This is a genomic window from Nostocoides sp. (assembly GCF_037045025.1).
Taxonomy (GTDB): domain Bacteria; phylum Actinomycetota; class Actinomycetes; order Actinomycetales; family Dermatophilaceae; genus Nostocoides_A.
Map to the genome: position 1 here is coordinate 1 of NZ_JBAOHM010000004.1, position 14619 is coordinate 14619.

Sequence of the window (14619 nt, forward strand, 5' to 3'; positions counted from 1 at the left end):
GCGTCATCCAGCCGACGAACCGGCACCCGCTCCCCCGCTCCCAGCGGTCGCCAGCGCCGCGCCGTCGCCGCCCTGGTCGCCGTCGTCGGCCTGGGGCTCGCTGGCGAGCCGCCGCAGCCGCGTCGCCTCGCGCACGGTCACGGTCTCGCCGCACCACTCGACGGCCTCGCCCAGCGACAGGCCCTCAGCCTCGGTCAACTCTCGCAGCGCCTCACCGGCGCGCTTCTCGGTCTCGGCCACCGCCGCGTCGCGCTCACCGATCGCGACCATGACCTGCTCGGCCAGGTCGATCACCCGGCGCTCTCGCTCTTCGCGCTCCTTGCGCCGCTTCTCGGCCATCTCCCGCGCCGTACGCCGCGCCTGCTGCTTGATCGTCTGCTGACTCATCCGGTCCTCACTCGTGTCGACATGGACTCTGACATTCACCTACGACATTCCCCGGACCCCGAGCGATCACCGAACCCAAAAGCGTTCAAACCGCTCCCTCAGCCGATCCAGCGCAGCCCGTCCAGCCACCTGATCCGAACCCGACGCCCCAGCCGTCACCGACGCCCCTCAGCGTCCCCCCAGATTTCCGCGAACTCCCAAGTGCCACACACCTCTTGCATTCTCGGTTCGCCGAATAGAAAGAACACAACAGAAATCTGGCCGGAAGTGATCGCACAGCACGCCCGCGCGCACGTAGGTGACCGTGACGATGAGCCTCCACAAGCTGACGGCGGGGTCGGGGTACGACTACCTGACCCGCCAGGTCGCAGCGATGGACGCCACGGACAAGGGCCACACCGGGCTGGCGAGCTACTACACCGAGAAGGGCGAGACTCCCGGCGTGTGGGTCGGCTCCGGCATGGAGGAACTCGAAGGGCTCGACGCCGGCGACGTCGTCACCGCCGATCACATGCAGAGCCTGTTCGGCTCCGGTCACCACCCGCTGGCCACCCAGCGGACCAAGGACCTGGACCTGCGCATCGGCCGCGATGGCGTCGACCGGCCGACCGACGCGGACTACAAGACGGCCCGCCAGCTCGGCACGCCGTACAAGGTCTACGAGAACGACATCAGCCCGTTCCGGATCGAGGTCGCCAAGCGCATCGCGGCCCTCAACGAGGCCGCCGGCCTGCCGGGTGACTGGCCGGTCCCCGCGGCCGACCGGGCCAAGGTCCGCACCGAGGTCGGCACCGAGTTCTTCCGTGCTGAGCACGGCCGCGAACCCGCCGACGCACGCGAGCTGGCCGCCGCGATCGCCAAGCACTCCCGCCCGAAGACCAACGCGGTGGCCGGCTACGACCTGACCTTCTCCCCGGTCAAGAGCGTCTCGGTGCTGTGGGCGATCTCCGACCCGAAGACCGCCGCGGTGATCGAGCGGGCCCACCAGGCGGCGATCAAGGACGCGCTGGGCTTCATCGAGTCCAAGGCACTGTTCACCCGCCGGGGCACCAACGGCGTCCGCCAGGTCGACGTCCGCGGCCTGGTCGCCACAGCGTTCACCCACCGCGACTCCCGCGCCGGAGACCCTGACTTGCATACGCACGTCGCCGTGGCGAACAAGGTCCAGACGCTCGACGGCAAGTGGCTGGCCATCGATGGCCGGCCGCTGCACAAGGCGGTGGTCTCGGCCTCGGAGACCTACAACACCGCGCTCGAGCGGCACCTGGTCGACGCCCTCGGCGTGCGGTTCGAGGAGCGGCCGAACGAGGACGCCCGCAAGCGGCCGGTGCGCGAGATCGTCGGCGTCGACCCCGAGCTGAACCGCCGCTTCTCCAAGCGCCGCGCCAGCGTCGAGGACCGCCGCAAGGTCCTCGCGGCCGCGTTCCAGGCCACCCACGGCCGCCCGCCGACGCCGGTGGAGACCATCCAGCTGTCCCAGCAGGCGACGCTGGAGACCCGCGAGGCCAAGCACGAGCCGCGCTCGCTGGCCGAGCAGCGCGAGACCTGGAGCCGTGAGGCCATCGAGGTGCTGGGCACCCCTCAGCGGGTCAAGCAGATGGTCCACGGCGCACTGAACCCGAAGGGCGCAGCGCGGTCGCTGGCCGACTCGGCCTGGTTCGCCAAGACCACCGACCGGATCGTGGCGACGATGGAGGGCGGCTCGGAGCACCTGGCAGTTCTGGCACGTCTACGCCGAGGCCCAGCGGCAGGTCCGGGGCGCCAACGTGCCCACCAACCAGGTCTCCCAGCGTCGTCGACCTGCTCGTCAGCGAGGTCCTCGACGGCCGCTCGGTGAGCATGGCCCGCCCCTGGGACGCCATCAGCGAACCGGTCGAGCTGCGGCGCGCGGACGGGGCCTCGGTCTACACCCAGAGCGGCGCCGAGCTGTTCACCTCGGGCAAGGTACTCGCCGCCGAGCAGCGCCTGGTCGAGGCCGCCGGCCGCCACGACGGGTACGCCGTCGACGGCCGTACTCGGTCGACCTGGCGCTGCTCGAGTCGACCGCCAACGGCATCACCCTCAACGCCGGACAGGCCACGCTGGTCCGCGAGATGGCCACCTCCGGCGCCCGGCTGCAGCTGGCGATCGCGCCCGCCGGATCCGGCAAGACCACCGCGATGCGCGCCCTGGCCAGCGCCTGGGCTGATGGCGGCGGCACCATCATCGGCCTGGCTCCCTCAGCAGCGGCCGCGGACGCCCTGCGCTCCCAGATCGACACCCAGACCGACACCCTGGCCAAGCTGACCCACTCGCTCGAGCAGGCCCGCGAGTCCGGCGCCGCGATGCCCGCCTGGGTCGCCGGCATCGACTCCTCCACCCTCGTGGTCATCGACGAGGCCGGGATGGCCGACACCCTCTCGCTGGACGCGGCGGTCTCCTACATCCTCGAGCGCGGCGGCAGCGTCCGACTGATCGGCGACGACCAGCAGCTCTCCGCGATCGGCGCCGGCGGCGTGCTGCGCGACATCCGCGCCACCCACGGAGCACTGCAGCTGACCGAGCTCGTCCGGTTCAAGGACCCCGCCGAGGGCGCCGCCTCGCTCGCGCTGCGCGAAGGCAAGCCCGAGTCGCTCGGCTTCTACCTCGACCGCGACCGCGTCCACGTAGGCGACCTGGCCACGATGACCGAGGACGTCTTCGCGGCCTGGCAGGCCGACCGTGCCGCCGGCCTGGACTCGATCATGCTCGCCCCCACCCGCGACCTGGTCAGCGAGCTGAACCAGCAGGCCCGCGCCCACCGGCTCGAAGGAATCGACCCGGCCGACGTCGCCGCCAGCGGCCCAGTCCGCCGGCTCGCCGACGGCAACGAGGCCTCGATCGGCGAACTGATCATCACCCGCGAGAACGACCGTCGCCTGCGTACTTCGGCCACCGACTGGGTGAAGAACGGCGACCGCTGGAACGTGCTGGAGATCCACGACGGCGGCGACCTGACCGTCCAGCACACCCAGCACGGCCGCACCGTGCGGCTGCCCGCTGACTACGTCGCCCGATCCTCCGAGCTCGGCTACGCGTGCACCGTGCACACCGCCCAGGGCGTCACCGCCGACACGATGCACGGCCTGGCCACCGGCAGCGAGTCGCGCCAGCAGCTCTACACGATGATGACCCGCGGCGCGCACGCGAACCACGTCTACCTCGAGGTCGTCGGCGACGGCGACCCGCACTCGGTGATCCACCCGACGCTGGTCCGGCCGCTCACGCCGACCGACATCCTCGAGTCGATGCTGGCGCGCGACGACCACGCAGCGGTCCGCGACCAGCCTGCTGCGCGAGCAGGCCGATCCGGCCACCCGGCTCGGCGAGGCCGCACAGCGCTACCTCGACAGCCTCTACGTCGCCGCGGAGAACCTCCTGCGCCATGACCACGTCGGCCAGGACGCCAACGGCGCCCCGATCAACGTGGTCAACGCCCTGGACAACGCGGTCGAAACGCTCGTCCCCGGGCTCTCGGAGGAGGCCGCCTGGCCAACCTTGCGTGCCCATCTGCTGCTGCTCGGCGCGGCCGGCGAGAACCCGGTCGAAGCGCTCCGGGCGGCCGCCGGCGACCGGGAGCTAGAGACCGCGCACGACCGCGCCGCGGTCCTCGACTGGCGCCTGGACGCCTCCGGCCTGCGCAACGCCGGCGCAGGGCCGCTGCCGTGGTTGCCCGCGGTCCCGGCCCGCCTGGCTGAGGACCCGCACTGGGGCGCCTACCTCTCCCAGCGCGCTCACCTGGTCGAGCAGCTCGCCGACCAGGTCCGAACGCGGGCGACCGACCAGGCTGCATTGCCGGCGTGGGCACAGAACGGCCTCCGGCCCGAGGCGGCCACGGTCGCCAACGTCGAGGTCTGGCGGGCCGCCATGCAGGTCCCGGTCGACGACCGGCGACCGACCGGTGCACCGCAGCTGCAGAAGGCCTCCGCGACCTGGCAGCGACGGCTCAACCGCGCCGTCACCGGCGACCACACGCCGGCGCTCAAGGAATGGCGCCAGCTGCTCTACTCGCTGGCCCCGCAGGTCCGCGACGACGAGTTCACCCCGCTGCTCGCCGAGCGGCTGGCCGCGATGTCCCGCGCGGGCGTCACCGCCCACGAGCTGCTGCGCACCGCCACTGCGGCCGATCACCCGGCCGGGCCGCTGCCCGATGAGCACGCCGCGGCGGCCGTGTGGTGGCGCATGGCCCGTCAGCTCACCCCGGCCGTTGCCTCCCAGATCGGCGACGGTTCCCACGGTGAGAGCGTCACCACCGAGTGGACTCCGCGGCTCGCGGATCTGTTCGGTCCCGAGCGCGCCGCGAGCATCCAGGCCAGCACCTGGTGGCCCGCGCTCGTCGCGAACGTGGACCACGGCGTGCAGCGCGGCTGGCAGGTCGAGGCTCTGCTGGGTGCCGGGCGGGCGATGCCGAGCGACGGCTGGGAGGGCGTCGACGAGTGCCAGGCGCTGGTCTGGCGGACCTCGATCGCGCTGGAGACCGCTCCCGACGAGTACGCGCACGAGTACCACTTCGACGAGCCGCCCGCAGACCTGTGGGACGGGATCGAGCCGGACCCGGCGACGCTCGTCGACCACGCCACCGACCCCGACTGGGGTGACTGGCCGCTCGCCGAGGACCCCGGCCCGTACGACGAGCCCGCGGCCGACGAGCACGTGGTCGACGCCGTCGCTGGCGACCTGGTCGACGTCGACGAGGACCAGTTCGCCGAGCCCGACCTGACGCTGGCCGCCTACATCCGCGACCTCGGCGGCAGCCGACTGGAGCCCACCGACGCCGACCTCCGGCTCATGTACCAGCGGGCCGACGAGTGGCACTCCTCCCCCGTCTCGCGTGAGCGCATGCTCGAGATCAACGACATGGCACAGGCTTTCTTCGAGGCCCGGTTCACCGACTCGTGGGGCCGCGACTACCTCACCGGACGGTTCGGCATCGACCCCGCCGGCGACGAGCGGTTCCGTCCCGGTCAGGCGCCAGCCGGGTGGACCAACCTGGTCGACCACCTGCGCGGCCACGGTGTCAGCGACGCCGAGATGGTGGCCACCGGCGTCGCCACCGAGGCCAGCACCGGTCGCCTCATCGACCGGTTCCGCGACCGGGTGATGTTCCCGGTGATCCGCCAGGGCGAAGTGCTCGGCTTCGTCGGCCGCCGCCGGCCCGGCCTCACCGACGCCGACAAGGGCGGCCCGAAGTACCTCAACACAGCCGACACCCCGCTGTTCCACAAGGGCGCCCAGCTATTCGGTGTCGTCGACGAACTGCTCGCCGAGGGTGCGGTCCCAGTGATCGTCGAGGGCCCGACGGACGCCATAGCGGTCACGCTGGCCAGCGCCGGCCTCTACCTCGGCGTGGCGCCGCTCGGCACGTCGCTGACCGATGAGCAGGCCGCCCAGCTGGCTGCCGTCGGCCGCGACCCGATCGTGGCCACCGACGCCGACCTCGCTGGCCAGGTCGCGGCCGAGCGGGACTTCTGGATGCTCACCCCGCACGGCCTCGACCCCGGCTTCGCGCGGTTCCCCGAGGGCCTCGACCCCGCCGACCTGCTCGCCCAGCGTGGGCCCGCCGCGCTCACTGCCGCGGTGGCCAGCGGCCAGCCCGCCTTCCGCTCGCTCGGTGACCATTTGCTCACCGAGCGGCTGGACAACCTCGCCCCGGAGCAGGCACATCTGGCCGCCATGCGGGTCATCTCGGCACGTCCCAGCCGCGCCTGGGAGCCGGGCGTCAACCAGGTCCGGGCCCGGCTGCAGCTCTCCCAGTTGCAGGCACGACGCGACCTGCGCGACGCGATCAAGACCTGGGATGCCGACCCGCGGAAGGCGGCACTGGCCGAACTCCACAAGAGCAGCGAGGTACGCGCACGGCTCGCGGCCGCGGCCGAGAAGACCCCCGCCGAGCGGTGGGCCACCTTGGCTCGCGACCTCGACCCGCGGCTGCTCGAGCAGGGCGACTGGCCGGCCACCGCCGCGATGCTGCAGCAGGCCCACGAGCAGGGTCACGACGTCGGCGCCGCCACGCGCGGCCTGGTCGCTGAGAAGCCCCTGGCCGACAGCCCTGCGCGTGACCTGCGCTACCGGATCGTGTCCCGCCTCGAGATCCCGATCGACACCGGCGAAGGCACCCCGGCGCCGACCCAGTCGCCGGGCGTGGCACGAGATCGGCAGGACGTGAACCGTCCGCGGCCGCCCCGCCGCGGTACCCCACGCCGCTGACCCGCTCCGGAAGCCCGCAGGCTGGTGTCACGGTAAGACCAGCTGCACGATCCTGTGGTCGCGGTGACAGCGGCCTCCGCAGCCGGTCTCGTCGATCAACGTCTTGGCCTCCAACGCACTATCAGCCGTCTGGTGCAGGGACACGGCTCCGTGCCGGTACCTGACAGGCCCAGAAGGTCTGCACGCCACCAACGCGATAGCTCCTTCGCCGGAGACCCACGGAGCGTCGTTCCAGATGCACTTCGCCATCGTCAGATAGGTCCTGTGCTTACGTGAGCAATTGTGCTGCCGCCAAACTGGTCCCAGATCGGTTGGAGTCACGATCGTCATCCTCACGCAGCGAAGAAGCCAGGGTCTACCCAGGCCGCGGCCGACCGGATGGACTACGTCGGCTGCCAGCCGCTGAACGGGCCAACGGTCGGCCCGGCTGCTACCAGAGGTGTTCGCCGCCGCGTTCGAGAAGTCACCCAAGGCGACGGCGCATGGCTGCGAGCCGCGCCTGCGGCTCGGGGTGGGTTGCGAACCACCGCCGCTCCAGCCGCGACCGTGCGGGGCCGCCGTCGGGCGTCGGCCGCGCCAGGCTTTTCTCGTAGAACCGCATCAGCTCGGCGGCCGCGTCCAGGTCGCGAGTCAGGTCGATGGCGAAGAGATCGGCGGCGGCCTCCTCGCGTCGGTCGAAGGTGAAGCGGAGACCGAGAAACGCCACGGCCGCACTCATCGTGGCCAGCAACGAGGGGCTGGCCAGCTGGGGCGAGGCCGCAAGAGCAGCTGCAGTGAGACCAGCGCCTGCCAACACGAGGAGTAGGTAACCGACCAGCCACGAGTACCGCGCCGCGGCCGAACTGCGTTCGCGGCGGATGACGTGGCCGAGCTCTTTTCTGCACCAGCGGGCACCCGCATTGGGCCTAGTCATGCCTTTCAGGTGTGCGCGTCGTGCCGCTGGCTTTCGCGCTCGTCGAGAGGCCATCAGATTGGTTGCCGCGGGGCGGCACGGTTGAATCACGGCGGGAGTCGGGCGTTGCGTGAACGCATCTCCCGTCGAGTGCGATGGACTGGTCATGAGAGTTCAACATCTGGCCCTGAGTCCCCCTGAGGAGTGCGTTGTGTACGCCGACACCGAAGCCGACGACCACGCGGTCATTGCGGCCTCGATGGAGCGTCCAGAAGCCTTCGGGGAACTGTTCGATCGCCACGCACGGGAACTACACCGCTTCTTGAGCCGTCGACTTGGGGAGCTCGCGGACGATCTGCTCGGCGAGCTCTTCGTGACAGCCTTCGAGCGCCGAGCGACCTATCGTGCCGAACTGCCTGACGCTCGCCCGTGGCTGTACGGCATCGCGTCCAACCTGATTCGGCGCCACCACCGGGCTGAGGCGACGCGCTACCGCGCCCTGTCCCGCGTTCCGCTCGCGGTCGTAATGCCCGACTCCTCGCCTGCGGCGGTCGCATCGGCCGATGCCGCGACCATCCGCCCACGCCTCGCTGACGCACTCGCGTCGCTCAAGGCTGCCGACCGCGACGTACTGCTCCTGCTGGCCTGGGGCCAGCTTGACCAGGCCGAAGCCGCGACTGCCCTTGGCATCCCGGTCGGAACCGTTCGGTCCCGCCTGCACCGGGCGCGTCAGCAACTGCGCCCGATCCTCGACGACTTGCAAGGAGAACTGTGATGACTGACCACAAGACCATTGACCGCCTCGGGCCCGCCCCGATCCCGCTCTCGGAGACCTCTCTGTCCGCGGCTAGAGCGCGCCTAGATTCCGCCATCACGCAGGCACACAGCAGTGTGCAACGCCGGCCGAGGCGGCGCCTGCCCCTCCTCGCAGCCGCAGCGGCCGCTGCCGTCGGTCTCGCTGTCGCCCCCGCCCTGGTCGGCAGCGACAACTCGATCGCCCTGGCAGCTGTTGACCCGATGACCTTTCCGTGGACGCCGAGTGCGGTGCCGGCTGGTCTGGGCGAGCCCGTCTTCGAGAAGGACTCGAACTTCATCGCGGCCCGCTACGGCGACCAGTTGAACGGAATCAGCATTACAACAGACGTTGCGGAGGAGGACTTCTGGACGATCCCTGCGGGTGCCCGGTCCACTGACGTGGACGGCGACGAAGCGAAGGTCTACGAGCGCACCGTCTACAACGGAAGCCCCGAGAGTGCGAATGCGGTCACGGTCGTCTGGAAGGACGACGCCAACGACTGGACTGCCGTCACCGGATCTGGCCAGTACGCCGACGGCGATCGCATGGTTACCTTTGCAGAGGCATTGCGAGACCAGCCTCAGCGCGTGGACTTGAGCCTCAGCGTTGCTCCTGCGGGCTGGACGGTGGCCGCGTACAAGGAGGATCGCATCCTGACCCTCTCCGAGTCCGGCGAGCCTGACGACAACGACCTGACGGTCGCACTGACCGACCACGTCGGCACGAACCTCTCCGCATACGGCGCGGAGGACGAGTCGGCGGTGACCATTAACGGCCGGCCGGCGCTCCTCGGTCGGCAGGCGTCCGATGCGGGCGATTCCCGATGGATCCTCGAAGCCAACACTGCAAGCGGCCAGGCGTTTGCTCTGCAGGCTCCCGACGGTCTCACACGAGACCAGGTCATCGCGGTCGCAGAGGGCGTCACCTACGAGCCGTGACACTCGTGCGGACGGGCGGGCATGCGCAAGATCCGGATGCCCGCCCGTCGGCAGGCTAAGATGGTGGACCTGAGTCCCTCGGAGTAGTTCTTCCTGACCATGATTCTCGGATCATCTCGCCCGCACCCGCCCCATCGCGGCTGCGGGATCCAGCGTGTCCAAGAACCGGGGTCGGCCCGCCAGGAGTTGCCGCACAGCGTTCGCGCCGGAGAGGTCAATTCTGCCGCATGCCTGGGCTCTCTCACGGGCGGATCGGCGGTCGGCGTGGCCCGTCCGGACGGCGCGGGAAGATGGGCATGCCGAGGTTGGTCGCGGTGCGTTGCATCTGGGTGAGCTTCTGCTCGGCTGCGGCGAGACTGGTGCGTAGGCCGTCGACCTCGCCGAGCCAGCCTCGTTCGGTCGCCTCGGTGATCCGCTCGCGCAAGCTGTCGATGATGCTCTGGAGTCGCCGGTGCTGGGCAGGGTCGGGACGGAGCATCGGGCAGCGGATGCAGGCGTGTTCGTGTTGGCAGCCGGAGCCGTACGCACGACCGCAGGTGCCGAGCTCGAGCTTGCGTTGGGCGAAGTGCCCGAGGAACTCGTCCCATTCGCTGTCGGTGGGTTCGCGGTACTCCTGCGATGGTCGAAGTGCCCGCCGACGGGTGATGTAGGCGCGGTGGTGGTCGATCACGTCGTGGTCGTAGACGGCGACGTAGGTCTGGGTGGTCGCGATCGAGTCGTGGCCGAGGATCTTGGCGGTGATGTGGACGGGCAGGCCGGATGCGACGGCCTCGGTGGCGAAGATCCTCCGGAAGTCGTGGGGACTGAACTTGGCCGGGGTGCCGTCGCTGTTGGTGATCTTCGCGATGGTCACCACCTCATCGAGCAGCTTGACGACATAGGAGGAGCTCATAGTGATTCTGCCCGTGCCCCATGGCCGTTGGAACAGGAACGGAAGCTCTGGGCTGTGGATGCGCTCGGCGTTGTCGTAGCGGCTGACCAGTGGCAGTTGCTCGTTGTCGGCGCGGACGCGGGAGATGATCTCGGCGAACGCCACCGCGAGCTCGTGGCCGATGACCAGGAGCCGTTCCTTATCGGTCTTGGATGGGGTGATCTGCAGCATCGGGATCACCTCGCCAGTCGTTGGCAGCCGGTAGGACACGAAGGATCGGTGGGTGATTTCGAGGACCTCCTCGATGCGCGCCCCGGTGTGACGGAGGACCTCGACCAGCGCCCACGCCCAGAACGCCCGGTCGGCCTCAAGGCTCAGGTTCCTGCGGTTGTCCTGTGGCCGGTCGGTGCTGCCACTGCCCGCTGGAGTATCGACGTACACATGCCCACGACTGGTCTTCTTGCCGGTGTTCGCGTCGTCGCTCAGGGACGCCCGACGCAGCGTCTGTCCCGCAACGGTGAACGGCGCGCCAGGCGGGGTCGCGACGGCCGTATCGAGCAGTTCCATGGCCCTGGTTCGGTGGTCGCGGGCTGCGTCGACAAGCCGTGGCAGCAACGGCGCCAGTTCCCGGATGCGCTGGTGCGTGCGTGACCGCGACTGCTTGAGCATCTTGGTCATTCCTGCCAGGTCGCGTGAGTCGACTGGAGAGGGTGCGGCCCATGCTGCCCAGCGGGCGGGGTCCTCCAGCGCCCAGTGCGAGAGGTCGGCGTAGAAGGCTCGGACGGCCATGAGGATGGTGTATGGGTCCTCGCGCTTCTTCCCGACGCGGTTGCTGCCGTACAGAACCGGGCCGCTGAGCCTCGTCTTCCACCGGCGAGCAACCTCGTCGGACAGGTGCAGGGAGTCGATGCCGGGCTCGTGGATCTCCAAGTCCCGCCAGAACAGCAGCACGAGCTTGGCCGCCAGATAGCGGATGGAGTTGTAATCCATCGCGGGACGGCGTTCGTAAAGGTAGGCGACGAGCAGATCCCTGATCGGATGGCATGCGACGTCGTATCGGTCGACCATCTCTTCGATGGTGAGTTGCCCGCGCCGGGCCGCGGCGAAGATGGTTGGCGGGCTGTCGGCCGGCAGGATCGCGGCTTCCCGGAGCAGCGTGTACCAGCGAGGTTGGGACCGACCACGGTAGCCGTCCTGTGCACGGTGGGCCTCGATGCAGTCCGGCAAGGTGATGTCGGTCAATGTGCCGCCGTTGTGGACCAGCATCCTGGTGAGCTGGTTGAGCGCTTGGCGCCGGTCGCTCGGCAGCATCCGTGTGTCCGCGTCGCAGAGGCGCTCGATGTGGGCGAACCCCTCCGGATCACGCAACGCCCGCAGCCGTTCGTAGAGCCTGGGTGTGGCGTGCGTGGCGTAGAGCCAGGAGTAGTCGGGCCGGATCACGTCCAGCAGCAGGAGCCTGCCCGCTGCAGCGACGAGGTGGCCATGTTTGTCGGGCTCGGCAGCCAGGGTGGTCCAGTCCTTGTCGGCCGAGTCCGCGCCTGAGGCGTGCCAACGTTGCTGCCATGACTCCCCGGGGAACCTCAGCAGCCACCCGAGCAGAGTTTCCGTGAACAGCACCTGGCTACGGACCTGCTTCGGCGAGGTGGTGCCGTTCGCGACCTCCAGGGCGCGGACCGCGTCGAGAACCTCCTCATAGCTCACCTGGGAGGCGGCCCACACGGTCGGTCGGGCGATCGCCGGTGTCGGCAGCGCCGGGGTCGGTGCCTTGGGGCGTAGGGCGCCGTTGTCGGCGGCGACGTGGCGCGATGGTCGCGCGGCCTTCTGCAGGTGCGCGACCGCGTCGACGTGGTCGCTCATGGCCGCGGCCCGCCGAACAGCACCGCCAGCACCTCGGCCGAGTAGCCGGCCGTGTCCACCGGTGACGGTGGTGGTGCGGTCGGGCGTTCGGCACGGTCGCGGTGATGAGCCAGCACGCGGCTGACGACTTCTTCCTCCCGCGGACGCAGGTAGATCTGGGTCGTGGTGATGTGGGCATGGCCCAGCACCCACTGCACGTCGCTCAGCGACATCTTCGGGTCATCGACCATCCGTTGCGCGGCGGTGTGTCGCAGGTCGTGCAACGTCCAGGCGGTGCCCAGCGACTCGTTGGCGCGCTGCAGCATCCGTCGCGCCGCGGAGTACGTCAGCTGGCGCACCGGACGGCGCCGGGTCAGCCACAACGCCTGCTCGCCATCCGGACGCCGGGTCTGCTGCTCGTAGAGCCGAAGCCACACGAACGCATCCGCGGAGGCAGGGAGCCACTGCAGCCGACCCGATCCCTTCCGGTGGACTCCGATGCGCTGGTCGCCGACGTTCACGCGGTCCACGGTGACGCCGAGCAGCTCCGAGGCACGGGCGCCGGTCGAGACGTAGAACGCCAACAGTGCCCGGTCCCGGTCCGATCGCAGCGTCGCGAACAGCTCGTCGAAGAGCCGGTCGGGCAGGTGCCGCGGGATCCGCTCAGGCATCTTCTGCCGGAACGGTGCCCGTGGCCCCGGCCCGAGGGGCTGCATCGGATTGTGGTGCGCTTGCGACCTTCGTCCGGCTCGGTGGTCCGCGTCGGGAACCGGGTTGATCAGCGGGCCGCCGCTGCCGGTGCTGATTCGGTCGGCGTAGAACATCTTGATGACTGCGAGGGCATGGTTGATGGTCGCCGGCGCGTACCCGCTCTGCCGGCCTGCTGGGCCGACCAGCCGCATCCACAGCACGAAGTCGCGTGCCTCGAGCCGACTCGCGCGCTGCCAGGGCACCTCGATCGCGGCCAGAAACCGCCACCATCGCAGCAGCGCCAGGCCGTAGGAGCGCAGAGAGCTGAAGCTCGCGCCACAGGCAAGCATCGTGGCGAAGAACTCGCTGACCTCCTCGACCGGCTCGCCCGTGGCATCCAGCAACACCGTGCCGGGCGCCCCTTCGATGCTGGCCACGCTGCCAACCGTCGGAACGACCAAGCCCGTCACGTCACGCTCCATCCCAGATGTCCTTCCGCTCGTCATCGCGACGAACGGCAGCACGCAAAGCCTCGGGGGCGGTGGAAATCCACATCGACCGGCGAGTCGTAGCTGCACGGATAGCCGGGGGATGGCTCAGGGCACTCCAGTTGGTGCGGTCAATAGCTCGTGGGCGGCCAGGCTCTGCACTGCGCCGGCGCTGAGGCCGGTGAGCGCGGCCCGCGCGAACACCACGGTGGGGGGACGACCAGCCCGGAAGCGGGTCACCGCGAGACCACCATCGCCCACGGTCCCATCGGCTTCCCCGGCGACCGGGGCGCCCAGGATCGCAACGACGTCGGTTGCCGGAGGCGGGACGTTCGCGACTGCGGCGACGGCGGCCATCGCCGCGGCGGCCCGCTGCTGCAGCACGACGTCGACCGGGCTTGTTTGCCCGCTGGCGCGCCAGCTGACCGACCAGGCGAGCAGGACCTTTGCAAGCGCCACGACCAACAGAACGGCTCCGCCGAGGTAGGCGATAGCCACCACGATGAGGAGCGCTGAGGTCAGCTGATCCGGCATCAGTTCTACGCCTGGGAGGTCGAAGGGGCGAGAACGCTCAGAATGGCTCTCCCACAACGAAGCGGTGTGTGACTACCCGCTGGCAGGGGTTTCCGTTCTCTCAGCGGCGTTCTAACGCCGTCTTGAGCCCGTCGTGCCCACTTCATCGCGATGCAGTGGGCGCGAGCTCCACGTCTGGGGTCGACCCCGGCGGCGGGACTGCGCGGTCCTCCGCCGCTCGGCCGCGGGCGGCTGTCGCAGGCTCCTCGAGGTCCTCGGTCGCCTCGACCAGCTGACGCTGCTCCTCTGTGCTCGATACGCCGTAGCGGCGTTCGGCCATCGCCTCGACCTGTGCAACGGCGTTCCACACGTACTCACCCGAGCCGTGGGAGTAGCAGGCGTTGACGTGTTCGCGGGCGTGGCCGAGCTCCTTCTTGCTTGAGCGCGGGTGCTCGCCGAGAGCCTTGAGGGCGCGCTGGGCTCGGCCGATGGCCTCGGAGCGTTCGTTCACCTGCATCATTCGTCGGCCGGTCCCTTCTCGGTGCGGGTGCGCGGCTGAGCGCCGCCCCGCTCGTCGTCGTGGATTTCGCCGGTGTCGAGGTCGACGAGGCCGAGCCGCGGTGGACCGGCCGGGGGTTGTTCGTGTGCCCGCCGGTTGACGGGCAGAGCGTCGATGTCGTGGGCGAACGTGTTCTCGCGGCGCTGGCGGCTGGTGTCGGCCAGGTGTTCACTGTGGCGCGGCTTGGCCGGCCAGCTCTTGTGCTCGTCGTCGCAGTGGGTGCGCAGCCTGTTGCGCATGCGGTCCGTGAACGCCGGCAGGGAGTAGCGGTGCCACTCCTCGAGCGCGTCGCTGGTCATCGCCAGGCCCGCCCGCCGGCGCTGGTCGGCCAGGACGGCGATCTCGTGGACCAGGTGCGGGTGCAGAGGCCAGCAGCTGGGGATGAGCCCGGAGACGTCCCAGGTGTACTCGCGGTTGAGCCAGA

General features: G+C 70.0%; 11 protein-coding genes and 1 pseudogene. 5 read left to right on the forward strand and 7 right to left on the reverse strand.

From position 1 onward, the window contains the following. Positions 1–3: 3 nt before the first annotated feature. Positions 4–387 carry a hypothetical protein gene (locus V9G19_RS02325; protein WP_056886530.1) on the reverse strand — a complete coding sequence of 128 codons (384 nt, stop codon included), beginning with the start codon at positions 385–387 and terminating at the stop codon, positions 4–6. Between the two features lie 310 nt (positions 388–697). Between V9G19_RS02325 and mobF the strand changes: the two genes are divergently transcribed. The 3 genes from mobF (at position 698) to V9G19_RS02340 (ending at position 6612) form a co-directional block, all read left to right on the forward strand. Then, positions 698–2224, forward strand: coding sequence for a MobF family relaxase (mobF, locus tag V9G19_RS02330; protein ID WP_462283888.1), 1527 nt, complete (start codon positions 698–700; stop codon positions 2222–2224). A 256-nt stretch (positions 2225–2480) separates the two neighbouring features. Beyond that, entirely contained in the window at positions 2481–3794 is a 1314-nt protein-coding gene (locus tag V9G19_RS02335; protein WP_462283889.1) for an ATP-dependent DNA helicase, read from the forward strand. Between the two features lie 37 nt (positions 3795–3831). Further along, positions 3832–6612, forward strand: coding sequence for a toprim domain-containing protein (locus V9G19_RS02340; protein ID WP_462283890.1), 2781 nt, complete (start codon positions 3832–3834; stop codon positions 6610–6612). Positions 6613–7075: 463 nt separating this feature from the next. Here V9G19_RS02340 and V9G19_RS02345 read toward each other — a convergent pair whose 3' ends face one another. Next, the gene (locus V9G19_RS02345) at positions 7076–7672 is read right to left on the reverse strand and encodes a M48 family metalloprotease (RefSeq protein ID WP_462283891.1); all 597 of its coding nucleotides are present in this window, start codon (positions 7670–7672) and stop codon (positions 7076–7078) included. Positions 7673–7715: 43 nt separating this feature from the next. On the opposite strand from V9G19_RS02345, the gene V9G19_RS02350 reads away from it, so the two are divergent. Further along, complete coding sequence (locus V9G19_RS02350; protein WP_462283892.1) at positions 7716–8279, forward strand: RNA polymerase sigma factor; 564 nt, start codon at positions 7716–7718, stop codon at positions 8277–8279. Then, a complete protein-coding gene (locus tag V9G19_RS02355; protein WP_462283893.1) occupies positions 8279–9238 on the forward strand; it encodes a hypothetical protein in 960 nt (319 codons plus the stop codon). Before V9G19_RS02350 ends, V9G19_RS02355 begins: the two co-directional genes overlap by 1 nt. Positions 9239–9479: 241 nt before the next feature. Here the strand turns inward: V9G19_RS02355 and V9G19_RS02360 are convergent, their stop codons facing one another. The 5 genes and pseudogenes from V9G19_RS02360 to V9G19_RS02380 all read right to left on the reverse strand — a co-directional run. Next, positions 9480–11966, reverse strand: coding sequence for a tyrosine-type recombinase/integrase (locus tag V9G19_RS02360; protein WP_462283894.1), 2487 nt, complete (start codon positions 11964–11966; stop codon positions 9480–9482). Beyond that, positions 11963–13072 (reverse strand): tyrosine-type recombinase/integrase, encoded by a 1110-nt coding sequence (locus tag V9G19_RS02365; protein WP_462283895.1) that lies wholly within the window; start codon positions 13070–13072, stop codon positions 11963–11965. Before V9G19_RS02365 ends, V9G19_RS02360 begins: the two co-directional genes overlap by 4 nt. Before the next feature lie 159 nt (positions 13073–13231). Next, positions 13232–13657 (reverse strand): hypothetical protein, encoded by a 426-nt coding sequence (locus V9G19_RS02370; RefSeq protein WP_462283896.1) that lies wholly within the window; start codon positions 13655–13657, stop codon positions 13232–13234. A 142-nt stretch (positions 13658–13799) separates the two neighbouring features. Beyond that, positions 13800–14147 (reverse strand): hypothetical protein, encoded by a 348-nt coding sequence (locus V9G19_RS02375; protein ID WP_462283897.1) that lies wholly within the window; start codon positions 14145–14147, stop codon positions 13800–13802. A 5-nt stretch (positions 14148–14152) separates the two neighbouring features. Further along, positions 14153–14619: pseudogene (locus V9G19_RS02380) on the reverse strand (hypothetical protein); the annotation flags it as partial.